The sequence below is a fragment of the Mycolicibacter acidiphilus genome (assembly GCF_018455725.1).
In the GTDB taxonomy this organism is placed as follows: domain Bacteria; phylum Actinomycetota; class Actinomycetes; order Mycobacteriales; family Mycobacteriaceae; genus Mycobacterium; species Mycobacterium acidiphilum.
Window position 1 is genome coordinate 51491 of sequence record NZ_JAHCLR010000013.1, and the last position, 23463, is coordinate 74953.

Below are 23463 nucleotides of genomic sequence, written 5' to 3' on the forward strand. Positions count from 1 at the left end.
TCACTTCTCGCCGGTGTCGCCCAGATCTTTCTCCAGCTGCGCGATCGCCGCGTCGATCCCGCTGGTGTCCCCGCCGATCAGCCGGTCGATGAACGCCGCCGGATCGTCGAGGTCGTCGGCTTGCGGCAGCAGGTCCGGGTGCTCCCACACCCGGTCGCGGGCGTCGATGCCGACCGCAGTCGTCAACCGCTCCCACAGCATCGCGGCCTCGGCCAGTTTGCGCGGCCGCAGCTCCAGGCCGACCAGGGTGGCGAACGTCTGCTCGGCCGGGCCACCGGTGGCCCGACGCCGGCGCAGGGTCTCCGACAGCGCGGCGGTCCCCGGAATCCGGTCGCCGAGGGCGGCGGTCACCACCGTGCGCACCCAGCCCTCGATCAGCGCCAGCAGCGTCTCCAGCCGCTCCACGGCGGCCAGTTGCTCCGGCGTCGACTTGGGCTCGAACACCCCCTGGCCGAGCAGTTGCTCCATCGCCGCGGGGTCGGCCAGCGACGACGGGTCGAAGCTCTGCGCCAGCTCCTCGATGCCGTGGATGTCGATCTTCATGCCGCGGGCGTAGGCCTCCACGGTGGAGAGCAGTTGGTTCGCCAGCCAGGGAATATGGCTGAACAGCCGGTGGTGGGCGGCCTCCCGGGCGGCCAGGAACGTGACGACCTCGCTGCGCGGCTGCTCCAGCCCTGCGGAGAGCTTCTCGACGGCATCCGGCAGCAGCGCGGCCACACCTCGCGGCCCCAGCGGCAGGCCGATGTCGGTCGAGGTGAGCACCTCACCGGAGAGCCGCCCCAGCGCCTGACCCAGCTGGGAGCCGAACGCCATGCCGCCCATCTGCGACATCACCGACATCAGTGGGCCGGCCATCGCCTTCGCCTCGTCAGGCAGCGCCGAGGCCCACACCGTCGAAACCTGCTCGGCCATCGGGTCGCAGAGCCGCCGCCAGGTCGCCAGGGTGTTGTCCACCCAGTCGACCGGGGTCCAGGCCGCGGTACTCGTGGTGCCGGCAGGCAGCGACGTCGCCCCGTTGAGCCAGGTCTCGGCCAGGTGCACGGCATCACCGATGGCGGTGTTGGTCGGCGCCGAGATCGGGGCGACCGACCCGATCGACTGCGCCGCGACCCGACGGGCCAGGTCGTAGTTCACCGGCCCGGCAGTCCCAGCGCTCGCCGTCGGGTTGCCGGCTCCGCTGAACATCTGCCCGAGCTGAGTGAAGATCTGACCCAGGTCCGCCATGTTGAACGTGCCGCCGCCGCCAAATCCCATGCCGAACGGGTCGGCCGGACCGGATCCGGAGTCGTTGGCACCGCGCTTGTCGCGGTCGGGGTCGTCCCCGGGGGAGAAACCGAAGGGCAGATCAGCCATGTGCCCAACGGTACTCACCGCCGCCGCGCGTCGCGCAGCACACGCCCGGCAAACGACGCTCGGAGTTGGATCGGATGCGGGCCGTTTACCATACCCGGAGTGAACAGGCGGATTCTGACTCTGCTGGCCGCGCTGCTGCCGGTGCTGACGTTCGGCGTGCTGCTGGCGGCGGTCACGGTGCCCTTCGTGTCGCTGGGTCCGGGCCCGACGTTCGACACCCTGGGCAGCATCGACGGCAAACAGGTGGTCGACATCCAGGGCACCAAGGTCCACCCGACGACCGGACACCTCAACATGACCACGGTGTCGCAGCGGGACGGCTTGACACTCGGCGAGGCGCTGACGCTGTGGCTGTCCGGCCGGGAGCAACTGATGCCCCGCGACCTGGTCTACCCGCCCGGCAAGTCGCGGGAGGAGGTCGACGACGACAACAACGCCGACTTCCGGCAGTCCGAGCAGAGTGCGGCCTACGCCGCACTGGGCTATCTGCGCTACCCGGCGGCGGTCACCATCGCCGAAGTCCGCGATCCCGGGCCGTCGCTGGGGGCGTTGCAGGTCGGCGACGCCGTCGACGCCGTCAACGGCCGGCCGGTGTACACCGTCGACCAGTTCACCTCGATGCTCTCCGCGACCAAACCGGGCGAGGTCGCGGTGCTCGACTACCGCCGCAAGAACGCCCCGCCGGGTGTTGCGCGGATCACCCTCGGCGAGCACAAGGACCGGCCCAGCGGCTTCCTGGGGGTCTCGGTGCTCGACGCGCCGTGGGCGCCGTTCACCGTCGACTTCAACCTCGCCAACGTGGGCGGCCCGTCGGCGGGCCTGATGTTCTCGCTGGCGGTCGTCGACAAGCTCACCGACGGCGCCCTGGCCGGCCCGAACTTCGTGGCGGGCACCGGCACCATCAAGTCAAACGGCCAGGTTGATGCGATCGGCGGCATCGCCCACAAGATGGTCGCCGCCAAAGAGGCCGGGGCGACGGTGTTCCTGGTGCCGTCCCAGAACTGCTACGAGGCGAAGTCCGACAGCAACGGCATGCAGCTGGTGAAGGTCGACACCCTGGCCGAGGCGGTGGACGCGCTGCACACGATCACCGGTGGCGGTCAGCCACCGTCCTGCTGACGCCTGGTTGGCTACAGTGGGGCGGTCAGCCGAACCGACTTAGGGAGCGTGGCACGTGGGTATGCGGCCCACCGCGAGGATGCCGAAATTGACCCCGCGCAGCCGGATCATGGTCGGGAGTGCCCTGGCCGTCATCGTTGCACTGCTAGTGGGGCCGCGCCTGGTCGACGGCTACGTCGACTGGCTGTGGTTCGGTGAGCTCGGGTATCGATCGGTATTCGTCACGACGCTGCTCACCCGACTGGTCGCCTTCCTGGTGGTGGGAGTGTTCGCCGGTGCGCTGGTCTTCGCCGGGCTGGCGCTGGCCTACCGGGCCCGTCCGGTGTTCGTGCCCAGCAACGGCGCCAACGACCCGGTAGCGCGCTATCGGGCGGCGGTGCTGCCGCGGCTGCGACTGGTCGGGATCGGGGTGCCGGCGGCGATCGGACTGCTGGCCGGCATCGTCGCGCAGAGTTACTGGGTGCGGATCCAGTTGTTCTGGCGCGGCGGTGATTTCGGGATCGCGGACCCGCAGTTCGGCAAAGACCTGGGTTTCTACGCCTTCGACCTGCCGTTCTACCGCCTGGTCGTCGGTTTCCTGCTGGTGACGGTGTTCCTCGCCGCGATGGGGAACCTGGTGGCGCACTACATCTTCGGTGGGATTCGACTGTCCGGCCGCGGTGGTGTGCTGAGCCGGCCGGCGCGCATTCAGGTCGTCAGCCTGATCGGGACCCTGGTGCTGCTCAAGGCGGCCGCGTACTGGCTGGACCGCTACGAACTGCTCAGCCACACCAGAATGGGCAAGCCGTTCACCGGGGCGGGGTACACCGACATCAACGCGGTGCTGCCGGCCAAGATGATTCTGCTGGCGATCGCATTGATCTGTGCAGTCGCGGTGTTCTCGGCGGTCGTGCTGCGGGACTTGCAGATTCCGGCGATCGGGCTGGTGCTGCTGCTGCTGTCGTCGGTGGTGGTCGGGGCGGGCTGGCCGATGCTGGTCGAGCAGTTCAGCGTCAAACCCAATGCCGCGCAGAAGGAGAGCGAGTACATCGCCCGCTCCATCGTCGCGACCCGGCAGGCCTACGGTCTCACCGGCGACGTGGTCACCTACCGCGACTACAGCGGCGACGCGCGGGCAACGGCCGCGCAGGTCGCCGCGGACGCGGCCACCACCTCCAACATCCGGCTGCTGGATCCGACGATCGTCAGCCCGGCGTTCACCCAGTTCCAGCAGGGCAAGAACTTCTACTTCTTCCCCGACCAACTCACCATCGACCGCTACCGCGACCGCAGCGGGCAACTGCGCGACTACGTCGTCGCCGCCCGCGAACTCAACCCGGACCGGCTGATCGACAACCAGCGGGACTGGATCAACCGGCACACCGTCTACACCCACGGCAACGGGTTCATCGCCTCACCGGCGAACACCGTCCGCGGCATCGCCAACGACCCCAACCAGAACGGTGGCTACCCGGAGTTCCTGGTCAACGTCGTCGGGGCCAACGACACGGTGCGTTCTGACGGCCCGGCGCCACTGGACCAGCCGCGCGTCTACTACGGGCCGGTGATCGCCAACACCCTGGCCGACTACGCGATCGTCGGGCGCAACGGTGTCGACCGCGAGTACGACTACGAGACCAACACCGACACCAAGAACTACACCTACACCGGTGCCGGGGGCGTTCCGATCGGAAACTGGCTGGCGCGCAGCGTGTTCGCCGCGAAGTTCGCCGAACGCAACTTCTTGTTCTCGTCGGTGATCGGCTCGGACAGCAAGATTCTGTTCAACCGGGACCCGGCCAAGCGGGTGCAGGCGGTGGCGCCGTGGCTGACCACCGACTCCACCATGTACCCGGCGATCGTCAACAAGCGGCTGGTGTGGATCATCGACGGCTACACCACCCTGGACAACTACCCGTACTCGGAGCTGACGTCGCTGTCGTCGGCGACGGCGGACTCCAACGAGGTGGAGTTCAACCGGCTGCTGCCCGACCGGCGGGTGTCCTACATCCGCAACTCGGTGAAGGCCACCGTCGACGCCTACGACGGCACCGTGAGCCTGTACGCGCAGGATGAGAAGGACCCGGTCCTGAAAGCCTGGATGAAGGTGTTCCCGGGTACCGTGCAACCCAAGTCCGACATCTCGCCGGAGCTGGCCGAGCACCTGCGTTACCCCGAGGACCTGTTCAAGGTGCAGCGGATGCTGCTGGCCAAGTACCACGTCAACGACCCGGTGGAATTCTTTGCCGCACAGAACTTCTGGGATGTGCCGCTGGATCCCAACCCGACCGCCAGCAGCTTCCAGCCGCCCTACTACATCGTGGCGAAAAACCTTGCCAAGAACGATAATTCGGCGTCATTCCAGCTGACCAGTGCAATGAACCGGTTGAAGCGGGACTTCCTGGCCGCCTACGTCAGCGCCAGCTCCGACCCGGACAGCTACGGCAAGATCACCGTGCTGACCATCCCCGGCGAGGTCAAGGGGCCGAAGTTAGCGAACAACGCGATCACCACCGACACCGCGGTCACCCAGGACCTCGGGGTGATCGGTCGGGACAACCAGAACCGGATCCGCTGGGGCAACCTGCTGACGCTGCCGGTGGCCGATGGGGGACTGCTCTACGTCGAACCGGTGTATGCATCTCCCGGGGCCAGCGACGCGTCGTCGTCGTATCCACGGCTGATCCGGGTGGCGATGATGTACAACGACAAGATCGGCTACGGCCCAACGGTTTCCGACGCGCTGACCGGGCTGTTCGGTCCGGGTGCGGGCGCGGCGGCCGCGGAGATCGCGCCCACCGAGAACGGTGCGCCCGCCGCGAAACCCGAGACGCCCAGTGCGCCGGTCGCCGCGGTGCCGCCACCGACCGGTGACGCCGGACTGTCGCCGGCGAAGGCTGCCGCGCTGCGCGAGATCCAGTCCGCGATCGCCGCGGTGCGTGAGACGCAGCGCAAGGGTGACTTCGCCGGCTACGGCGCGGCGCTGCAGCGTCTCGACGAGGCGATGGAGAAGTTCAACAGCGCCAAGTGATCTCCCCGGGACCGTGCAGAGTTCACCGCCCCCACCAGGGATTTCAGCGGTGAGCTCTGCACGGCCGGGTTCGTGGGCAGGCGATTTGGTGAGACCGGGCGGGTTGGGTAGTCTGTAGATACCGACGCGGGGTGGAGCAGCTCGGTAGCTCGCTGGGCTCATAACCCAGAGGTCGCAGGTTCGAATCCTGTCCCCGCTACTAGCGAAACGGCCCCCGGAGAAATCCGGGGGCCGTTTTCGTTCGTCGAACTGGTTATCCGCTCGTCTCGGCAACGCGACGGGTGATTTCCTGCGTATGGCGCTCCAGCCGCGGAAGTAACCGGTCGGCCACATCCTGGGCAGCGGGACTGTCGATGCCGGCGAGTACTGACCGGAATGCATCCGGCGCGGCGATCGCCAGGTCTGCGACCCGGGCCAGTCGCTCGGCGCGGTCGAGCTTCATCTCGTCAGCATGGCGTTCGAAGTTCTTCTTGAGCACCTGACCGAACTTGCGTCGCCCACCGATCGACATGGCTACGGAGGAAAGGTCATAACCGCCCGCTCGTGGTTCGTAGGCCAGCGCCGAAGACAAATCGTAAAGCGGTGCCATCCGGGGTCTGCCCCGAGGTGGATAGAGCAGCGCGAAGTTTTTCGCATGCGCATCGGGTGCGCCGACGACGTAGTTGAACAGCACGGCGTCGGAGAAGTGGCGGACATCCTGCTCAGGGAGTGCCGATTCACGGCGCAACATCGCTGCCAACTCGGCGGTGCGTGGCCCGTTGCGCTCTTCGTACTTGTTCGCGGGCATGCGCCCCATGGCCTGGCAGAAGTCGACCTGGTGAAGACGGCACACCGCGGAACTCGGGTCGTGGTAGCGATCGAAGCGGGTGATGACGATCGCGGTTTCGCCGGCGAAGTCGGCTAGTTCGGTCGCCGCGACGGTCAGCCCGAGCCGTGCGGCGACCTGCATCGTCGCGTATTCGAGGACGGCCTGATGTCTGAGCCGGGCGACGCCGGGTTTGACGATGTGGGTGGACGCGGCGGCTCCGCGTGCCTCATGCCAGCGATTTGCCAGGCGTGCCAGGGTGAATTTCTCTTGGGCGCCCGGCAGGCTCCAGTGTTCTTCGGGGAGTGTCCAGGACGCTCCGGTGGCATGCAGGGCGGCGAGCCTTGCGCCAATCTCGGTGTTGCTGACCGGTCGGTAGTCGGCGGCTCGGCGGGTGAGTTCGTCCAGTGCGTCGTCATGGGCGAATTGGACGGCACCGACGCAGTCCCTGCCCATCACGGCCAGCAGATCGAATGCGGTCTCGCCGGTCTTCAATTCAGCCGCCCAGGCCCCGCGCACGTCGGGGCTCTCGGGAAGGAGCCCTTCGACGTAGGCCGTGACCGCTTGGTGTCCGAACCGGGTGTCGCTGATCGGCAGTGCCGGACTCAATGGAATCCGACCGGTGTTGCGGTAGCCCTCGCGGTAGGTAAAGGTGTACTGGCCCAGGCGGTTTCGAGACCAATCGCCGACGATCTGGCCTCGCAGCAGCACAACTAGCCGGTCAGTCATCGAAGATCGACTCGAACGCAGTCTGGGCTGCGTGATCCTCGGGGGTGTCCTGAATGGGTGAGAGCGTTACTGTCAGGCCCAGTGCGGCGATGACACGGAAAACGCTATCCAGCTCCGCAGTCGCATGCCCGCCTTCCAGTCTGATCAGCCACCCGCGCGACACCTGCGCTCGACCGGCCAGGTCAGTCTGGGTGAGGCCTTGACGACGGCGCTCTTCGCGCAGTGCACGGCCTAACCGGCGAGGCTCGGTGAGCTCGTACATGAATGTCATCGTACGTGAACATACTCCAAATGTCATCGATCAATAACATTTGTGAAATGTCATTGCTCGATGACGTCACGAAGGCAGTCGCGCCGTCAGGTCCTGCCGGAGGAGGCCGACCTCCGCGCCGAGTGCCTGAAGAATCTCACCCGCGACTTCCGGTCCTGCCCATGGATCGTCGAGCCGGCCCAGGATTCCGAGGAGGAGGTGCTCGGCACCGATGTGGTGGTGGCCGAGTCGGCGCGACTCCGTCATGGCCAGATGCAGTACGTGCTTGACCCCCGGGCTGTAGGGCAGGTGTTCCGGGGGTCCGTCAATCGCGTCGCCGACGAGACGGCGTGCTTGCGTCCAAATATCGCGTGGTGAGAGGTTGGCCGTGAACAGTGCTTCGGTGACCGGCCCTCGGGCGTGATCGACGAGGGCCAGCAGGAGATGCTCGACACCGATGTGACCATGCCACAGTGCCCGGGCATGCTCGGCCGCAGTCAGCAGTGTCTGGCGTGCGTCGTCGTTGATCGACTCGAACATGACTCGTTCCTCCCAGATCCTCGTCGGAGCTGTTGTGCCAGCCCGACCACGTAGTGGCACGTCTCCCGCAGGCGGTCCTGTGAATCCGCAGGCCATTCGCGCAGCGGTGGGCAGGTCAGGATGAAGTCGCATAGTTTGTCGCGGCTCTCGGCGCAGTCGGTTTGCTCGGCGGCCAACGCCAGCAGTGCCTGAAGCGCCGCGTCGACGGGCTCGACGACATCGTCGGGATCCATGGCCGGCACGGTATCGGTAGCTACCGACACTGGGGATGGCCGGACGCTGCTGTCGCCCAGCGCCCCACTGCCTCCGTCGTCCGAACCGTCGACCCGTCATCGCTTGTCCCCTGCCTCTGCGAAGCTGACACCCATGACCTACACGCCAGAACAACTGACGTCCCTGATCGCCCGCTGCGAGCAGTTCCGCGGCACCACGGCCCCCGCCGGCTACCGTGAGGGCCTCGCCTTGTGCATCACCGACTCGGTGCAGTCGACCGGTGTCACATACTCCAGCGTGGAGAAGGTCGTCAACCGCTACCGGGCTTACCGCCGTGACCGGGGCGGCGACCCGAACAGCGACGGTGTGCCCGAACTCCTCGCCACGTTCGATGTGCTGGGCGGTCCGGACGGGTGGGTGGAGCAAATCGGTAACCGAAACCGCACCTCCACCCGTAACGGGGTATTGAAGGCCGAGGCGATCCGGGATGCGGCCCAAGCGCTCGCCGCCCAGGGCATCGAAACAACGGAGGACCTTCGCGGCGCTGCCAGCGACGAAGCCCGTCTCGCGCGACTAGGGGCGGCATGGCGGGCCGTGGTCGGTCAAGGCTCCGGCATCACCTGGCACTACGTGCAGATGCTCGCCGGAATCCCGGGCGTGAAACCCGACCGAATGATCTGTCGATTCGTGGCGGATTCTCTGGAACTGCCGCGTAACAGCGTCACAACGGAGTTCGCCGGTGCAATCGTCACGGCCGCAGCTGCCGAGATGGGTTTATCGCCGACCGACCTCGACCACGGGATCTGGCAATGGCAGCGGGTACGGAAATAGGTGCGGTGCGACTCGTAAGACAGCCTCAGATCACTGGATGCCAACGCCAGGAAAGGGTCGGGCGTGAGCGGTCATCCGAGGTCTACGAGTTCAAGCCAGTTGCAACCGCTCCGTGGGTTGCCCGGTGATCGCGGTGATGAGGTCGAAGTCATTGTCGACATGCAGGATGGTGAGTCCGGTCAGTTCTGCGGTCGCCGCGAGGATGAGGTCGGGGATCGACGGGGCGCGGTGCTGGCCGCGGTCGGCGAGGAGGGCCTGCACCTCCACGACGCGGTCCTCGATCCGTGGCTGCAAATGCTCCACCGGCATGAGGGAAACCGGTGGTTCACGCAACTCGCGGCGGGCGATGTCACCGGTCTGACAGGAGAATCCGATTTCAAGTCGGGTGACGGTGGTGATCCGGACGAGGCCCCGTGCGATCCGGTTCAACCACAGTTGCGGGTCCGTGCAGACCGGAATCCGGATCAGGGCCGACTTGTCGATCAGCCATTGCTGCTCGCTCACCAGCCCCACGCTTTGCGCATCAAGTCCTCGTCGGCGAGGCCGGCGCAGTTCTGCGCAAACCGCTCCATGTCCGCGGGAGTGACCGACCGCTGCGAGGCGGCAGGTGTTGCAGCCAGTTGGCGATGTACGTATTCTGCGCGAGACAGGCCGAGTCGCGCGGCCTGGACATCGAGGCGGGCGATAACGTCGTCAGGAACGTCACGGATCAGGAGGTCGCCCATTCCGCAACGATAGCGAGCGATATCGCGACGGTGTTCCTGGTGATAGGAGACATCGAATCGCACCGTGTACCTGTCGTGGAGGGGTGCTTCGAGGCTCAGTCATGCTGAGTTGCCTGCCGGGCCGGGTAGACCACCGTGCCGCTGTTGAGATCCTTGATCAGGGAGGGCCAGTCGCGGTAGTCGAGGGCTAGCGCGTCGTGGTAGCGGCATGTTGGTAACTATCTGCGGGTGTTCAACTTGAGTCGTGTCAGCCACGGATGGTTGGCGGGAACGTTTGATCCGGACACGACGACGACCTGGCCAATGGGACTGGACGCATACGTCACCTGCACCTGCGGCCGCGATGGTTTGACATCCGAACCGCCCTGCCGCGCAATGAATTGACTCGGATAAGCGGGGCGATGTGGTGCTGGGGGGATGCGTTCGCGCTCTACCGGGATACCGCAGGGGCGACGATCACCGCGATCGCTGCCAGCCGGTCGGGCGACTCCACTCGAACCGGGTGGTGTCCTCATCGCCGAGCGCCGCGGTGATCCGTCGATGCATGTGCGTCGGCATCTCCGGCAGCGCGTCTAGCGCACACCCGCGGGCCGCGGTGCTCTCGTCGTCGGCGGGATAGGGCTCCCCGGCCACCCAGCGCATCAGGAACGTGTGGTCGAGGTATTGGGCCTGATCGCCGTTGACGTGGGTGATCAGCGGCGTGGTGTGCACCCACGCCAGTCGGACGGGCTCGGCCCGCACCCCGGTCTCCTCGGTGACCTCTCGGCAGGCGGCGTCGGCCGGTTCCTCGCCGGGGTCGACGATTCCGGTGACCGGTGTCCACCAGCTGTTGTCTGCGCGCTGGACCAGCAGCACGTGATCGTCGCGGATCACCACCGCCGTCGTGCCGATCAGCCAGAGCGGGGTGTGCCCGACGTGGGTGCGCAGGGCGGCGATGAACGCGGGGACCGGCATGGCCCGATCGTGCCAGCCCGCCACGCGTCCGTCACCGGTGGGCGATGCCGCGCTGGAGTCACCCGCTGCGCAGCCAGCGCAGCACCTGTCCGGCGTGCTGGTTGGGCGGGAACACCGGGTAGAAGACGTGTTCGATTACCCCATCGGCGACGATCAGCGTCAGCCGCCGGTACAGCCTCGCCCCACCCGCCCGGAACGTCGGCATGCGCAGGGCGTCGGCGAGCGCGAGGTCCGGGTCGGCGAGCATCGGAAACGGCAGGTGCAGCCGCTCGACCACTTCCTGCTGATAGTCGCTGTCCTGGCTGGACACCCCGTACACCCGCGCCGCGCCGGCGGCGAGCAGGTCGGCGTGGTGATCGCGGAAGTCGCAGGCCTGCGCGGTGCATCCCCGTGCCCCGGGGATCTCGTCCCAACCGTCGGGCAGCGCGATTCCGGGCCGGCCGGTCAGCGGATAGCAGTACAGCACCGTGCGGCAGGGCCCGAGTGCGTCCACGCGCACCCGGTCGCCGGTCGTGCCGACCAACGTGAGCGGTGGCAGCACCAGGCCGGGCAGGTGCGCGGCGGCGCCGTCGTCGACCGGTTCGGGCAGTCCGGCCGGGAGCCGGGTGTAGTCGGGGTGGGGCCGTGGGATGGCGAACATCCGGCTGGTCCGGACGGTGCCGTCGGCCCGAATCCACTGCGGCTCCAGCCGTGATGGCAGTTCAGTGACCCCTGCCAATTTGAGGATGGCCGCCGCAGAGCGCTGATTGCGTTCGTCGGTTCGTAGTCGGACCCAGTCGGCGCCGCCGTCGAACGCGGCGGCCAACATCAGGCGCTTGGCTACGGTGTTCACGCCGGTGCCCCACGTCGTGGGGGAGAGCAGTGTGGAGCCGATCTCGATCCCGTCCGGTGCTGCCGGGTCGAAGTGAAACGATGACGTACCCACCACTGTGCCGGCGCGACGGATCACCAATGGCTGTTGGGTTGCGGCGCCGGTCAGCCGGATCGTCAACTCCGCTGGTGTGTGCGGTCGCGCACCCGGGATGTGGGTCCACACGGCGTCGGCGTCCAAGACCGGGAACAGTTCGGTGGCGTCGGTGGCGAGATAGGTAGTCAGGTTGATCTCGTCGGAGGTCGCGATTCGCACGGTGACGGGGAACTTCACCGGCGCGACGTTAACCGCCGTGGATACGGTGCGCCACCGATTTTGGGGTGCGGATCGTGCTCGTTGCGGCATGTTTTAGCCTGGCGATGTCCGCATTGCGGGTGCGGCCGGTAACTTCATCGCGATGACCGCGATCGAGGTGCTGCGGGTGTTCACCGATGCCGACGGGGCGCACGGCAACCCGCTCGGCGTGGTTCTCGACGGGGCCGCGGTCGCCGAGCCCGAACAGCGGCAGCGGCTGGCCGCCGCGCTGGGCTACAGCGAGACGATCTTCGTCGACGACCCCGACCGTGGCCGGATCCGCATCTACACCCCGGTGACTGAACTGCCGTTCGCCGGTCATCCCGCCGTCGGCGCCGCCTGGCTGATCGCCCGCGAGACCGGCCGGACCCCGACCGCGCTGGACACCCCCGGCGGGCCGGTGCCGACCTGGGCGGAGGGCGAGACGGTGTGGGTGCGCGGTCGGTTGGCCGCGACACCGCCGTGGTGGCAGGAGCGGTTGCCCGATGCCGTCGCGGTCGCCGCGCTGACCGGCCCGCTCAGCCCCGAGCAGGACGCCACCCAACTGTGGGCGTGGCAGGACGAAGCCTCCGGTGCGGTGCGCGCCCGCGTCTACGCGGCCCGGTACGGGATCACCGAGGACGAGGCGTGCGGGTCGGCGTCGATGCGCCTGGCCGCCGCGCTCGGCCGCGACCTCACCATCTGCCACGGGGCGGGGTCGGTGGTGCGGGCCCGCCCGGGTCCACCCGGGACCGCGGAACTCGGCGGGCGCGTGGTCAGCGACGGTGCCGTGCCGAACCCGCTGGAGACGCGGACCGGCGGCGACCGGTGACACCGGGGCACTCGGCGGGGGAGTCGACGGGGTTCTTCCGGGTCGGATACTTCGGCGATTTCCACTACGGAGAACCGGCCATCGTGGTTGGTGCCGACCGCGCAGGCATGCGGGCGTGGCAGCGTGCGATCCGAGCGGCCCGGCAGCGGGGACAGGCGACGTTCACCCGGCACGGCGTTGAGCACACGATCCGGCGACACGACGGCTCCGTCGGTGTGGAACTTCGACGGGACCGCACCAACTGGTGCCTCGCCGATACCCGGCTCGAGGAGATCCTCGATCTGGGGCGGTCACTGCTGGAGTCCGGCCGGGCCGGACATCACTACCTGGATTTCCGCACCGACCCGGCGGTGACCGTGATCCTGTCGGTCGACGAGTACGTCGACGATGCGATGTTCGACGAAGCGGCGGAACGATCTGTTGCCGTCGGGGTGCGGCGGTACGTCTGAGTGCTGACTGGGAACGTGCGGACACCGCGGACGGCGCCGGTCGCGCACTGCAGTCACGGCTCAAATCGGCATGCGTTCGCTGCGGCGCGTAGTGCGCTGCGAGCCGCGTCGATCGAAGGGTGAGACTCGGTTCCCCGGCGATATGCCAGGTGTGTTCTGCGGCGGATCGGCAGCGGATTCAACACGACTCCGGCGGGTTTGGCGGTCGTGCCGAGTTCGGGGACGAGAGCAACGCCATGACCGGCCGCGACGAGTGCGAGAACGGCGCCGAAGTCATCGACGAGGTGGCGGATTCGGGGGGTGAATCCCGCAGCCCGGCAAGCGCTCACGGTCAGCGTGTGACACAACGTGCCGAGGGTGCCGGTGATCCAGTAACGGTCTCGGCAGGTATCGAGGGTAGTGGCGTTCGGAGCCGCCAGATGGACCGGCTCCACCAGTAGCGGCTCGGTGCCCAGACTGGGGTCCGTTGCGATCGGCACGTAGTCGTATTCCTGGATCAGTGCGATGTCGAGATGTTCTCCGCGTAACGCGTCGGGGACCGCGGCCGGGTCGAGTTCGGTGACCGTCAGATCGAGGTGCGGGTGGTCGGTGCCCAGCGAGATGAGTGCGGGCGTCAAGATCGTCGCGACCGCCGACGGGAAGCCGCCGATGCGCAGCATTCCCGTGAGAGTGCCGCCTGCGGTATCGAGGTCTGTGCTGGCCTGCTGCAGGATCGCCAGGACCGCCTCGGTGTGGGCGACCAGGGTGTGGGCCGCCGAAGTCAGCGTGACACGCCGGCCGGTGCGTTCCAGCAGCATCACCCCGGTCTCGCGCTCCAGTGCGGTCAACTGTTGGGAGACCGCCGACGGGGTGTAGGCGAGCGCCTCAGCCACCGCCGCGATGGTGCCGCGATACGCCAGTTCCCATAGGAGTCGCAGCTTGCGAACATCGAGCATAAGTAAAATTTACGGTAACGGTCATAAATGCGAACTGGATCTGACGCCGTTGGTGGGTCATCGTCAAAGCCATGCCGCTCTCCGGACTTTTCGTACCGCTGGTCACGCCGTTCACCCCCGGCGGTGATCTCGCCGCTGACGCACTGGAGCGGTTGGCCCACGACGTGCTCGACGACGGTGCCGCCGGCATCGTGGCCCTAGGTACGACGGCGGAGACCGCCGCGCTGACAGTTGATGAACGCAGCCGTGTCATCGATGTCTGCGCCGACGTCTGTGCGCAGCGTGACCGGCCACTGATCGTCGGCGCCGGTACGAGTTCGACGGCCGAATCGCAGACGATGGTGACGTCGATCGACCGTCGTGCGACGGCCGCGCTGGTGGTCGTTCCGTACTACGTGCGCCCCACTGAGCAGGGCGTGGTCGAGCACTTCCGGCAACTCGCCGGAGCCAGCCCGGTACCGCTGCTGGTCTACAACGTGCCGTACCGCACCGGCAGGCCCCTGGCGGCGGGAACCCTCGCCGAGTTGGCGCGCATGCCGAACATCATCGGCTTCAAACATGCGGTCGGCGGAATCGATGACACAACAATCGAATTCATGAGCCGTGCACTGCCGCACACCACCGTCCTGGCCGGTGACGACCTCTTCGTCGCGCCGATGCTGGTGCTGGGCGCAGCCGGTGCGATTTCTGCGAGCGCCAATGTCGCCACCCGCGCTTACGCCGATCTGCTGACCGCTTGGCGCGACGGTGCCGTAAGCGTGGCTCGTGGCCTGCACGACCGACTCGCCCCGCTGGTGGCCGCGCTGTCTGCCGGGCCCAATCCGGTAGTGCTCAAAGCGGTGCTGCACGCGCAGCGGCGAATTCCCAGCCCGCGCGTCCGACTGCCACTGTTGCCCGCGGACCCTGCGATGACCGCAGCCGCCCTCGATGCCTGTTGATCCGGCCCCGGTTGCGCCAACCCCATCCCGACGGTAGTGAAGGACCCTTGCCCACATGACCCGCGAGCACCGCTACGCCGACATCACCGTGACCTGGACCGGCAACACCGGGTCGGGGACGAGTTCCTACCGGGCCTACAGCCGTGACCACGAGATCGGTGGTGCCGGGTTGCCGATGATCCCCGGAACGGCCGACCCGGTGTTTCGCGGCGATCCCGCCCGCTGGAACCCCGAGCAGTTGCTGATCGTCTCGCTGTCGCAGTGCCACCTGTTGTGGTACCTGCACTTCGCCGCCGAGGCCGGGGTGGTCGTGACCGCCTACCGCGACCAACCCACCGGCGTCATGTCGATCGGGGCCGACGGCGGTGGCCAATTCGAGCGGGTCACGCTGCGTCCGCACGTCACGATCGCCGCCGGCGGGGACGCCGAACTCGCGGCCCGCCTGCACGCCAAGGTGCCGGCGGTGTGCTTCATCGCCCGGTCGGTCAACTTCGCCGTCGAGCATGCGCCGACGATCGTGATCGAAGGATGAGCCGGGGCGGTGAAACCGAATCCGTCGGTGCCATTGCCTACCCTATGTCTCGTGGACTACCCGGCGATCGAGGCGCTGCGGGACCGGCACCCCGCCTGGCGGCTGCTGCGCGCCGGCAACGCCACGCTGATCCTGTCGTTCCTGGGGGCGTTCTTCGTCGAAGACAACCGCGGCGCGTGCTCGGCCAGCCAGGTCGCAGCCGCCCTCGATGACCACCTGTACGCGCTGAACACCGAACTGGGTACAGACGGTGAGCCGCGGTTCCCCAAGGAAGCCCGCGCCTACCTGGAGGACTGGGCGGCCACCGATGCCGCCTATCTGCGGCGGTTCTACCCGCCCGGCGACGACGAGGTCTATTACGAGGTCACCCCGGCGTTCGAGAAGGCCTACGGCTGGGTGACCACGCTGCAGGGCAGATCCTTCGTCGGCACCGAGTCGCGGCTGCACACCGTCGTCGAACTGCTCCGCCAGATCGTGCACGGCACCGAAGTCGAGCCGGAGATCCGGTTGGCCGAGCTGCGGCGTCGTCGCGACGAACTCGATGCCCAGATCGCCGCGGTCGAATCCGGCATCGTCACCGTGCTCGATGAGACCGCGGTCCGCGACCGCTACCAGCAGCTGTCGAGCACCGCCCGGGAACTGCTCGCCGATTTCCGCGAGGTCGAGGAGAACTTCCGGCTGCTCGACCGCGCCGCCCGGGAGAAGATCGCCGCGTGGGATGGCGCCAAGGGGGAACTGCTCGCCCAGTTGGTCGGCAGCCGCTCCGACATCGCCGGGTCGGACCAGGGGCGCAGCTTCCAGGCGTTCTACGACTTCCTGCTCTCCGAGGCGCGCCAAACCGAGCTGACCGACCTGCTCGCGAAGGTGTCGGCGCTGAGCGCCGTCGACGCCGACCACCGCATCCGCGGCATTCACCACGACTGGTCGGAAGCCGCCGACCGCGCCCAGCGCACCGTCCGGCAGATCTCCGAGCAGCTGCGTCGCTTCCTCGACGATCAGGTCTGGCTGGAGAACCGGCGGGTGCTGGAGTTGGTCCGTGCGGTGGAGAGCACCGCACTGAAGATCCGCGACAATCCGCCGACGTTCGGGCTCGACGTCGACCAGCCGGGCATCGAGATCGCGCTGCCGTTCGAGCGGCCGCTGTACCAGCCGCCCGCAGCGGCCACCGTCGAGAGCCGGATCACCGAGGCCACCGAAGAAGTCGACACCGGACTGCTGTTCACCCAGACCTTCGTCGACCAGGCCCGGCTGGTCGACATCATCCGCACCGCACTGCCGGAGAACTCCGCGGCGCTGCTGTCCGACGTCGTCGCGCAGCACCCGATCACCCAGGGGGCGGCGGAGATCGTCGGCTACCTCGCCCTCAACGACGAGGACGTCACCGTCGAGATGGACGACACCGACGAGACGCTGCTGGAGTACACCGACCCGGACGACGCTGATGTCACCAAGCGGGCCAGGCTGCCGAAAGTGATAGTGCGACGCCGATGAGCACCGAACATGCGATCGCGCACGCCATCATCCGGCTGATGCAGGGCGTCGTCTACCGCGAATCCGACGAGGACACCTGGCTGACCCTGGAACGTCAGGGCGCTGCGGTCCGCGACCACTTCGCCGCGATCGGGGTCGACGTGGTGGTCGACGACGTCGAGGGCTACGCGTATCTGCGGTCCCGCCCCGCTGATGACGGCGACGAGGAGCTGCCGCGGCTGGTTCGCCGCCGGGCGCTCACCTACAACGTCAGTCTGCTGCTGGTCCTGCTGCGCAAGCGGCTGGTGGAGTTCGAGACGACCGGTGGCGACAGCCGACTGGTGCTGACCAGCGACCAGATCGTCGACATGCTGCGGGTGTTCCAGGCGGAGTCGACCAACGACGCGCGCGTGGTCGATCATGCGGAGACGACGATCAGGAAGGTCGCCGAATTGGGCTTCCTGCGGCAATTGCGCGGCCAACGAGACCACTGGGAGGTGCGGCGGATCCTCAAGGCGTACGTCGACGCGCAGACGCTGTCGGACTTCTCGGCGAAACTGCGCGAGTACGCCGGGGTGGTGGCCGACGATGAGTGACGGACTGTTCTCGATGGTCGAATTCGGCGACGTCGGGCGGGCCGGCTATCGCCTGCAACACGTCGAAGTGCTGAACTGGGGCACCTTCGACGGGCAGGTCTGGCGGTTCACCCCCGCCACCGAGACCGCTCTGCTGACCGGCGACATCGGCTCGGGTAAGTCGACGATCGTCGATGCGATCACCACGCTTCTGGTGCCCTCCCACAAGGCCGCCTACAACAAGGCCGCCGGCGCCGACGCCAAGGAGCGCACCCTGCGCTCCTACGTCGAGGGCCACTACAAATCGGAGCGGGTGGAGGCGACCGGTCGGTCTCGCCCGAAAGGCTTGCGGGAGAACCGGCGCAGCTATTCAGTCGTGCTCGGCGTCTTCGTCAACCACGGCTACAGCGAGACCGTCACCGTCGCGCAGGTCTTCCAGCAGCGGGAGAGCACCGGGCAGCCGTACCGCTTCTTCGTGACTGCGACCAAAGCGCTGTCGATAGCGACGGACTTCGCCGACTTCGGCTCTGATCTGCGCGATCTGCGCAAGCGGCTGCGGGCGTCCGGCGCGGACGTTTTCGACGAATTCCCCAAGTACGCAACCTCGTTGCGCCGCCTGCTGGGGATTCGCTCGGAGCAGGCACTGGAGTTGTTCCACCAGACCGTCTCGATGAAGTCGGTCGGCAACCTCAACGAGTTCGTGCGTGACCACATGCTCGAACCCAGTGATTCAGGCGAGCGTGTGCGGGCGATCATCGCCCACTTCGACGACCTGACCAAGGCCCACGATGCGGTCAAACGGGCGCGTGAGCAGCTTGAGGCACTGGAGCCGGTCGTGACGGTCGCAGCGAAATATGATGCGGCGCTGTCAGATCGGGCCGCGCTGGAACGCGAGCGATCCGCGGTGCGGCTGTTCATCGCCGAGTTGCGCTCCGGTCTGCTGGCCGATGAGATCGTCGGGCTGGATATCCGCGGCGCGACCCTGCTTGCCGAGCAGGACACCGCCAAGTCCCGTCAGCAGGCGCTCACCGATGAACGTGAATCCCTGATCGAGGAGCGTGCCAAGGCCGGCGGGGACCGGATCGGTGAACTGGAACGGCTGACCCGTGAGGCTCGTGCCCAAGCCGAGAAGCGCAGTCACCTGCGGACGCTGTTCGATGCCGCCGTCACCGCCGCGGGGCTGCAACCCGTCTCCGACAGTGCGGGATTCACCGCGCTGACGGCGCTGATCGCCGCCGAACGCCCTCGCCTGACCGCCGAGAAACGGGCCCTCGACACCGCCAGCCATGACGCGATCCGGCGGGAGGGGGAGTTGCAACGCGACTGCGACCGGGTCGCCGAGGAGTTGGTCAGCCTGGAGCAGCGCACCAGCAACCTGCCCGTCGAACAGGTCGACGTCCGGGCCGAGTTGTGCGCGGACCTGGGTCTGACGCCCGAAGAGCTGCCGTACGCCGGCGAACTGCTCGACGTCAGTGCCGAGCACCCCGAGTGGCGAGGTGCCGCCGAACGCGTGCTGCGGGCGTTCGCGCTGTCGCTGCTGGTGCCCCAGCAGCACTACGACGCGGTCACCGGCTGGGTCAACGGCCGCAGGCTCACGTTCCGCGGGCGCGGCGGTCAGGTGATCGGCGCGAAACTGGTCTACGAGCGGGTGGCCCGGCACCGGGTCCGGTTGCAGCCCGCAGCCCGCGACGGGTTGCTGCTCGCCGACTGTCTGGACATCAAGGACGGTCCGTTTCGCGACTATCTGTCCGATGAACTCGGCAAGCGTGCCGACCATCGCTGCGCGGCCGACCTGGCGGAGTTTCGCAGCGAGAAACGGGCGGTCACCCGCGAAGGGCAGGTGCGTTCGGGGGATCGCCACGAGAAAGACGACCGGCACCGCCATGATGACCCGCGCCGCTGGGTGCTGGGCTGGGCCAATGAGCGCAAGATCGCCGCACTGCGCGCCGAACTGGAGGGTCTGGACACCCTGCGCGCCGAGGCCACCGTCGAGCGGGAGCGACTTGCGGCGCAGCGCGAAACGCTCGACTCTCGGTTGCAGGCCCTCGCCGGGTTGGACGCCTACCACGCCTGGGCGGATCTCGACGTCGACGAGGCGGTGTCACGCGCCGACGGCTACGACGCCGAACGCGCCCGGCTGCAGGCCGGCTCGTCGCGGCTGGCGGAGATCACCCGGGCGCTCGACGACAACGCCGCCGCGACCGCCGCCCTGGATGCGTTGATCGGCCGGATCACCGGTGACCTGGCCACCACCGCGGTGGCGAAACGCCAAGCCGAGCAACACAAGAGGCGAGACGACGAGTTCGCCGCCGCGCAGCCGGAGGACCAGATCACCGCGGCCCGGGCGGCGTACCCGGCCCTGGGGGAACGCCTCGGGAAGAACCGCCCGACGCAGGCGGCGGACTGTGCTGAGGCCGAGACGAACCTGTCGGAGGATCTGCACCGGCGCATCGAGCGGCTGTCGGGGCAGCTCAACGGCTTTGGGCTGAACCTGAGCCAGCACATGAGCGAGGTCCTGCGGCGGTGGCCGGAGCTTCGCGCGGACATGGACGCCAGTGTCGAGGCTCGCGGCGATTTCCGGGCGCTGCGCGACCGGGTCGCCACCGATGACTTGCCGCGGTTCGAGGCTGAGTTCAAAGAGCAGCTCAACAAGAACGCCATCCAGGAGCTGGCCGGGTTCAACAACTGGCTGGGCCGGCAGGCGTCCGCCATCGACGAGCGCGTCGAGCGCATCAACGAAGCCCTCGGCGCGGTGCCCTACAACCCCGGCCGCTGCATTCGGCTGGAGAAGGAACCCACCACCAATGCCGATGTGACGCAGTTCCGGTCGGATCTGCGCAACCTGACCAACGACAGTCTCGCCGTCGACGGCGACCAGTACTCCGAGCAGCGCTTCGCCGACGTCAAACGGATCATCGAACGGTTCCGCGGCCGAGACGGGTACGCCGATTCCGACAAGACCTGGACCCGGCGGGTCACCGATGTGCGGAACTGGTTCGTCTTCTCCGCCTCCGAGCGGGACGTGGAGACCGGGGTGGAATGGGAGCACTACAGCGACTCCGACGGCAAATCCGGTGGGCAGAAGGAGAAACTCGCCTACACGATCCTCGCGGCATCGCTGGCCTACCAGTTCGGACTGGAGTGGGGGGCGCAGCGGTCACGGGACTTCCGGTTCGCGGTCATCGATGAGGCGTTCGGGCGGGGTTCGGATGTGTCGACCCGCTACGCGCTGCAACTGTTCGCCGCCCTCGGGCTGCAACTGCTGATCGTCACCCCGCTGCAGAAGGTTCACGTTATCGAGCCCTACGTGAAAGCGATTGGCTTCGTGGATAATCCGTCCGGAACAAGTTCGCGGTTGCAGACGATGACGATCGAGGAGTTCCGGGCCCGCCGCGGCGGTCCGCGGGCATGACCCGCGGGTGGACGACCCCGGCCGACATCGCCGCGAAGGTCCGGCGCCGCTGGGATGACGGAACCCTGCTGCGCGGTCATGCCGACGCCGGTCCGTTCGAACCGATCGAAGTCCCGCTGCGCGGCCCGAAACCCGCACAGGTCGGCGATGACGTCGCGGCTGCGCGGGACTGGGTCGCCGCCCTGGACGCCGGCCGCCGCGACGACACCCGCTACACGCTGGTGTGGCAGGAAATCGGCGGTCGACGGATCGGCCGCAATGAACTACCGGTTCGTGCGGTGGTGTCCTCCCCGGAGCAGGCCTGGGCGCTGCTGGGCGTGACTGCGGCCGTCCGCCGATTCGACGAGATGCTGGGGCTCGCTCGAGACCATCCGCGGATTCGGTGCTGGGTCGCCGAACATCCGCACCGCGCACTGGAACTCGCGCCGGAGATGGCGCAGTTGATCGCCGCCTACACCTGGCTCGATGAACACCGGGGAGCGCAGCGCTACCTGCGCACGATCAGCGCCCCCGGCGTCGACACGAAGTTCGCCGAGCGGCATCGAGCCGTGCTGGCCGCCATGCTCGGTGTACCCACGAGCGCCGCCGGATTCCTCGCCGGCCTCGGCCTGAAAGCCAAACCCACCCTGGTCCGGTTGCGGCCCTGTCCGAGGCTGGGGCTGCCGGCGCCGCTCACCGAACTCGCGGTGCGCGCTGGGGAACTGGCGCAACTGCCGGTCGCGCCGCGAACGGCGGTGATCGTCGAAAACGAGATCAGCTACCTCAGCGTCGACGTCCCCGTCGACGGTGTGGTCTTCTGGGGCAAGGGCTTTGAAGTCGACAGTGTCGGTGGCCTGCCCTGGCTGGCTGACGCCGACGTCGTGTACTGGGGCGACATCGACACCCACGGCTTCGCGATCCTGGACCGGCTGCGGGCCCGGCTTCCGCACGTCCGTTCGGTCTTGATGGATCGAGACACACTGCTTGCGCATCGGGACCGGTGGGTGAGAGAAGACCGGCCGGCCACGTCGATGCTGTCCCGACTCGCGGCGCCGGAGCAGGCGCTCTACGAGGACCTGGTCGGCGATGTTCTCGGTGAACGTGTCCGACTTGAGCAGGAGCGGATCGACTGGGCGTGGGTGCAGCAGCAGCTGACCGCCCCCGGAACCGCCGGAACCGCCGGAATCCAGGGCCGGGCCACACGGTTGGACACTCCACGTTGAGGTGGCGTCCACCATGAATTGGCCGGTGCTGCCTACAACACTGCGCCCACCAGCGCCAGCGGCAGGATGCCCAGGTCTGCGGCGATCGGGATGCCGATCGCGTCGAGCAGGTTGCCGTTGGCGAGTTCGTAGGTGAATTCGTGGTAGTCGAGTTGCGGCAGGGTGAGCAGCAAGGCGGTGGCCACATCCAGCGGCGGGACGCCGGTGTGCGGCGGGAAGGTGCCGAACAGGTCGTTCAGCGTGGTCGGTACCGGGGACAGGATCGAGAACGTGGTGCCCGGGATGATGGCTTCGCCGGCCTTGATGACCTCGTCGGCCCAGGACGGCAGTGCGTAGACGTAGTTGCTCGGGGTGATCAAGTCGTTGAACGCATCGGTGACGCCCTTCTCCAGGCCGCCGAACAGAGCCTGCGGAATCTGTTCCAGCACACTCGTGTCCGGCAGGAACCCGAGCGGTGTACCCACGTTGGCATCGCCACCGTCCCACCCGCCGAGGACAGTGCCCGCGGCGGTGTCTTCGTAAGTGCCGTCGAGGGTATTGCCGTAGCCCAGATTCACCAGCACCGACAGGTCCGGCTGCAGTAGGTCGACCAGTGGGTTGCCGATGAACGGGATCAACTGCAGCGGCGCCAGCAACGGCAGCGTCTGCGCCGGCATCATGAAGTAGTCGGTCATGCCCCCGGTCGTGGGCAGTTGGATCGCATCGCTCACCTGGTCGGGTGTCAGGCCCAGGTAGGTGCCGTGTTCGAGGATGCCCATCACCGCGTTGAGGTCGGACAGGAAGTCGATCGGATACTTCGGGAAGTCGGCGAACAGGTCGTACTCGTTGGTGTAGATGTCGGTGGGGTAGAGATCGTCCGGGGTTGCGCCGCTGAACGTCAAACCGAGGCTGGAGATGGTCATCATCGGATCGCCCGGCAGGTTCATCCGTTCCAGCAGTCCGCCGTCCGGGTTGGCCGGGTCGCCGATCATCACGAAGTGCACGTCGCCGCTGGGCACGGGGACGGCCTGGTGGGCGAGCGCCTGCATGGCCGAGGTCTCAACGTCGGCGCCCTGCGAGTAGCCGAAGACCACCACCGGGTTCTCCGGGCTCACCGCCGGCAGGTCGGTCGAGTTGATCCGATCGTTGATGGCATCGACCAGGGTTGTTGCGCCCTGGGCCACCGACAGGTCGAACGTCTCGCCGAACGGGCCCAGGAACGGGTACAGGCCTTCAGGGGTGCTGATGATCTGGGTGTTCCCGGTGAACCCCTGCAGGAAGAGGTTGACCGCGGCGTCTGCGTAACCCTGCCCCGGTGTCGAAATGCTGCTGGCTCCAACGATCATCGCCGTGCCATCACCGAGCGGAGAATCCGCGTCAGCACTGGTCAGACGCACCGCGTGGACGTGAGTGTCGGGCAGTGCCGATGGCACGGGCAGCAAGGCGACCAGGCCCGCACTGGCGAC

22 protein-coding genes and 1 tRNA gene are annotated in these 23463 nt (G+C 67.6%); 12 read left to right on the forward strand and 11 right to left on the reverse strand.

Features of this window, described 5'->3' with window-relative positions:
* The gene (locus KIH27_RS08665; protein WP_250149798.1) at nucleotides 1-1353 is read right to left on the reverse strand and encodes a zinc-dependent metalloprotease; all 1353 of its coding nucleotides are present in this window, start codon (nucleotides 1351-1353) and stop codon (nucleotides 1-3) included.
* Between the two features lie 99 nt (nucleotides 1354-1452).
* Here KIH27_RS08665 and KIH27_RS08670 point away from each other — a divergent pair, with 99 nt between their 5' ends.
* From KIH27_RS08670 to KIH27_RS08680, 3 genes are all read left to right on the forward strand, one after another.
* The gene (locus tag KIH27_RS08670; protein ID WP_214092532.1) at nucleotides 1453-2472 is read left to right on the forward strand and encodes a YlbL family protein; all 1020 of its coding nucleotides are present in this window, start codon (nucleotides 1453-1455) and stop codon (nucleotides 2470-2472) included.
* Between the two features lie 55 nt (nucleotides 2473-2527).
* Nucleotides 2528-5482 carry a UPF0182 family protein gene (locus tag KIH27_RS08675; protein WP_214092533.1) on the forward strand — a complete coding sequence of 985 codons (2955 nt, stop codon included), beginning with the start codon at nucleotides 2528-2530 and terminating at the stop codon, nucleotides 5480-5482.
* Between the two features lie 125 nt (nucleotides 5483-5607).
* A tRNA-Met gene (locus KIH27_RS08680) sits at nucleotides 5608-5681 on the forward strand.
* A gap of 54 nt (nucleotides 5682-5735) precedes the next feature.
* Here the strand turns inward: KIH27_RS08680 and KIH27_RS08685 are convergent.
* The 4 genes from KIH27_RS08685 to KIH27_RS08700 all read right to left on the reverse strand — a co-directional run bounded on the left by KIH27_RS08685 (nucleotide 5736) and on the right by KIH27_RS08700 (nucleotide 8039).
* The gene (locus tag KIH27_RS08685; RefSeq protein WP_214092534.1) at nucleotides 5736-7016 is read right to left on the reverse strand and encodes a type II toxin-antitoxin system HipA family toxin; all 1281 of its coding nucleotides are present in this window, start codon (nucleotides 7014-7016) and stop codon (nucleotides 5736-5738) included.
* Nucleotides 7009-7278 carry a helix-turn-helix domain-containing protein gene (locus KIH27_RS08690; protein ID WP_214092535.1) on the reverse strand — a complete coding sequence of 90 codons (270 nt, stop codon included), beginning with the start codon at nucleotides 7276-7278 and terminating at the stop codon, nucleotides 7009-7011. The genes KIH27_RS08685 and KIH27_RS08690 overlap by 8 nt, the downstream gene beginning before the upstream one ends.
* 75 nt (nucleotides 7279-7353) lie before the next feature.
* A complete protein-coding gene (locus tag KIH27_RS08695; protein ID WP_214092536.1) occupies nucleotides 7354-7806 on the reverse strand; it encodes a Clp protease N-terminal domain-containing protein in 453 nt (150 codons plus the stop codon).
* Nucleotides 7764-8039: a hypothetical protein gene (locus KIH27_RS08700; protein WP_214092537.1), complete on the reverse strand. Its 276-nt coding sequence runs from the start codon at nucleotides 8037-8039 to the stop codon at nucleotides 7764-7766. Before KIH27_RS08700 ends, KIH27_RS08695 begins: the two co-directional genes overlap by 43 nt.
* A 133-nt stretch (nucleotides 8040-8172) precedes the next feature.
* On the opposite strand from KIH27_RS08700, the gene KIH27_RS08705 reads away from it, so the two are divergent.
* Nucleotides 8173-8850 carry a DUF8548 family protein gene (locus KIH27_RS08705; RefSeq protein ID WP_214092538.1) on the forward strand — a complete coding sequence of 226 codons (678 nt, stop codon included), beginning with the start codon at nucleotides 8173-8175 and terminating at the stop codon, nucleotides 8848-8850.
* 90 nt (nucleotides 8851-8940) lie between these two features.
* On the opposite strand, the gene KIH27_RS08710 is transcribed toward KIH27_RS08705, so the two are convergent.
* The 4 genes from KIH27_RS08710 to KIH27_RS23190 all read right to left on the reverse strand — a co-directional run bounded on the left by KIH27_RS08710 (nucleotide 8941) and on the right by KIH27_RS23190 (nucleotide 11673).
* On the reverse strand, nucleotides 8941-9354 hold the full coding sequence (locus KIH27_RS08710) for a PIN domain nuclease (protein WP_214092594.1): 414 nt from the start codon (nucleotides 9352-9354) through the stop codon (nucleotides 8941-8943).
* The gene (gene vapB / locus KIH27_RS08715; RefSeq protein ID WP_214092539.1) at nucleotides 9351-9575 is read right to left on the reverse strand and encodes a type II toxin-antitoxin system VapB family antitoxin; all 225 of its coding nucleotides are present in this window, start codon (nucleotides 9573-9575) and stop codon (nucleotides 9351-9353) included. Before vapB ends, KIH27_RS08710 begins: the two co-directional genes overlap by 4 nt.
* Before the next feature lie 456 nt (nucleotides 9576-10031).
* Entirely contained in the window at nucleotides 10032-10529 is a 498-nt protein-coding gene (locus tag KIH27_RS08720; protein WP_214092540.1) for an NUDIX hydrolase, read from the reverse strand.
* Between the two features lie 58 nt (nucleotides 10530-10587).
* Nucleotides 10588-11673: a GNAT family N-acetyltransferase gene (locus KIH27_RS23190; RefSeq protein ID WP_307856820.1), complete on the reverse strand. Its 1086-nt coding sequence runs from the start codon at nucleotides 11671-11673 to the stop codon at nucleotides 10588-10590.
* A gap of 124 nt (nucleotides 11674-11797) precedes the next feature.
* Here KIH27_RS23190 and KIH27_RS08730 point away from each other — a divergent pair, with 124 nt between their 5' ends.
* Both KIH27_RS08730 and KIH27_RS08735 read left to right on the forward strand, forming a co-directional pair.
* Nucleotides 11798-12505 (forward strand): PhzF family phenazine biosynthesis protein, encoded by a 708-nt coding sequence (locus KIH27_RS08730; RefSeq protein WP_214092541.1) that lies wholly within the window; start codon nucleotides 11798-11800, stop codon nucleotides 12503-12505.
* Nucleotides 12502-12954, forward strand: coding sequence for a hypothetical protein (locus KIH27_RS08735; protein ID WP_214092542.1), 453 nt, complete (start codon nucleotides 12502-12504; stop codon nucleotides 12952-12954). Before KIH27_RS08730 ends, KIH27_RS08735 begins: the two co-directional genes overlap by 4 nt.
* Before the next feature lie 53 nt (nucleotides 12955-13007).
* Here KIH27_RS08735 and KIH27_RS08740 read toward each other — a convergent pair whose 3' ends face one another.
* Nucleotides 13008-13889 carry a LysR family transcriptional regulator gene (locus tag KIH27_RS08740; RefSeq protein ID WP_214092543.1) on the reverse strand — a complete coding sequence of 294 codons (882 nt, stop codon included), beginning with the start codon at nucleotides 13887-13889 and terminating at the stop codon, nucleotides 13008-13010.
* Nucleotides 13890-13960: 71 nt separating this feature from the next.
* Between KIH27_RS08740 and dapA the strand changes: the two genes are divergently transcribed.
* Genes dapA through KIH27_RS08770 form a run of 6 tightly spaced genes read left to right on the forward strand, consistent with a single transcriptional unit; the run spans nucleotide 13961 to nucleotide 22018 of the window.
* Nucleotides 13961-14827, forward strand: a complete 867-nt coding sequence (gene dapA / locus KIH27_RS08745) for a 4-hydroxy-tetrahydrodipicolinate synthase (protein WP_214092544.1) — start codon at nucleotides 13961-13963, stop codon at nucleotides 14825-14827.
* A gap of 55 nt (nucleotides 14828-14882) precedes the next feature.
* Complete coding sequence (locus KIH27_RS08750) at nucleotides 14883-15359, forward strand: OsmC family protein (RefSeq protein ID WP_214092545.1); 477 nt, start codon at nucleotides 14883-14885, stop codon at nucleotides 15357-15359.
* Nucleotides 15360-15410: 51 nt separating this feature from the next.
* Nucleotides 15411-16850, forward strand: a complete 1440-nt coding sequence (locus KIH27_RS08755; RefSeq protein ID WP_214092546.1) for a DUF3375 domain-containing protein — start codon at nucleotides 15411-15413, stop codon at nucleotides 16848-16850.
* A complete protein-coding gene (locus KIH27_RS08760; protein WP_214092547.1) occupies nucleotides 16847-17425 on the forward strand; it encodes a DUF4194 domain-containing protein in 579 nt (192 codons plus the stop codon). The genes KIH27_RS08755 and KIH27_RS08760 overlap by 4 nt, the downstream gene beginning before the upstream one ends.
* Nucleotides 17418-20816 carry an ATP-binding protein gene (locus KIH27_RS08765; protein WP_214092548.1) on the forward strand — a complete coding sequence of 1133 codons (3399 nt, stop codon included), beginning with the start codon at nucleotides 17418-17420 and terminating at the stop codon, nucleotides 20814-20816. The genes KIH27_RS08760 and KIH27_RS08765 overlap by 8 nt, the downstream gene beginning before the upstream one ends.
* Nucleotides 20813-22018: a Wadjet anti-phage system protein JetD domain-containing protein gene (locus KIH27_RS08770; RefSeq protein WP_214092549.1), complete on the forward strand. Its 1206-nt coding sequence runs from the start codon at nucleotides 20813-20815 to the stop codon at nucleotides 22016-22018. Before KIH27_RS08765 ends, KIH27_RS08770 begins: the two co-directional genes overlap by 4 nt.
* A gap of 32 nt (nucleotides 22019-22050) precedes the next feature.
* Here the strand turns inward: KIH27_RS08770 and KIH27_RS08775 are convergent, their stop codons facing one another.
* The gene (locus KIH27_RS08775) at nucleotides 22051-23343 is read right to left on the reverse strand and encodes a PE-PPE domain-containing protein (protein WP_214092550.1); all 1293 of its coding nucleotides are present in this window, start codon (nucleotides 23341-23343) and stop codon (nucleotides 22051-22053) included.
* Nucleotides 23344-23463: the final 120 nt, after the last annotated feature.

What these genes read in the sequence shown, in the direction of transcription:
- KIH27_RS08665 (WP_250149798.1), bottom strand. Translation starts at nt 1,353, where the DNA reads ATGGCTGATCTGCCCTTCGGTTTCTCCCCCGGGGACGACCCCGACCGC.
- KIH27_RS08685 (WP_214092534.1), bottom strand. Translation starts at nt 7,016, where the DNA reads ATGACTGACCGGCTAGTTGTGCTGCTGCGAGGCCAGATCGTCGGCGAT.
- KIH27_RS08690 (WP_214092535.1), bottom strand. Translation starts at nt 7,278, where the DNA reads ATGTACGAGCTCACCGAGCCTCGCCGGTTAGGCCGTGCACTGCGCGAA.
- KIH27_RS08695 (WP_214092536.1), bottom strand. Translation starts at nt 7,806, where the DNA reads ATGTTCGAGTCGATCAACGACGACGCACGCCAGACACTGCTGACTGCG.
- KIH27_RS08700 (WP_214092537.1), bottom strand. Translation starts at nt 8,039, where the DNA reads ATGGATCCCGACGATGTCGTCGAGCCCGTCGACGCGGCGCTTCAGGCA.
- KIH27_RS08705 (WP_214092538.1), top strand. Translation starts at nt 8,173, where the DNA reads ATGACCTACACGCCAGAACAACTGACGTCCCTGATCGCCCGCTGCGAG.
- vapB (WP_214092539.1), bottom strand. Translation starts at nt 9,575, where the DNA reads ATGGGCGACCTCCTGATCCGTGACGTTCCTGACGACGTTATCGCCCGC.
- KIH27_RS08720 (WP_214092540.1), bottom strand. Translation starts at nt 10,529, where the DNA reads ATGCCGGTCCCCGCGTTCATCGCCGCCCTGCGCACCCACGTCGGGCAC.
- KIH27_RS08730 (WP_214092541.1), top strand. Translation starts at nt 11,798, where the DNA reads ATGACCGCGATCGAGGTGCTGCGGGTGTTCACCGATGCCGACGGGGCG.
- KIH27_RS08740 (WP_214092543.1), bottom strand. Translation starts at nt 13,889, where the DNA reads ATGCTCGATGTTCGCAAGCTGCGACTCCTATGGGAACTGGCGTATCGC.
- dapA (WP_214092544.1), top strand. Translation starts at nt 13,961, where the DNA reads ATGCCGCTCTCCGGACTTTTCGTACCGCTGGTCACGCCGTTCACCCCC.
- KIH27_RS08750 (WP_214092545.1), top strand. Translation starts at nt 14,883, where the DNA reads ATGACCCGCGAGCACCGCTACGCCGACATCACCGTGACCTGGACCGGC.
- KIH27_RS08760 (WP_214092547.1), top strand. Translation starts at nt 16,847, where the DNA reads ATGAGCACCGAACATGCGATCGCGCACGCCATCATCCGGCTGATGCAG.
- KIH27_RS08765 (WP_214092548.1), top strand. Translation starts at nt 17,418, where the DNA reads ATGAGTGACGGACTGTTCTCGATGGTCGAATTCGGCGACGTCGGGCGG.
- KIH27_RS08770 (WP_214092549.1), top strand. Translation starts at nt 20,813, where the DNA reads ATGACCCGCGGGTGGACGACCCCGGCCGACATCGCCGCGAAGGTCCGG.
- KIH27_RS08775 (WP_214092550.1), bottom strand. Translation starts at nt 23,343, where the DNA reads ATGATCGTTGGAGCCAGCAGCATTTCGACACCGGGGCAGGGTTACGCA.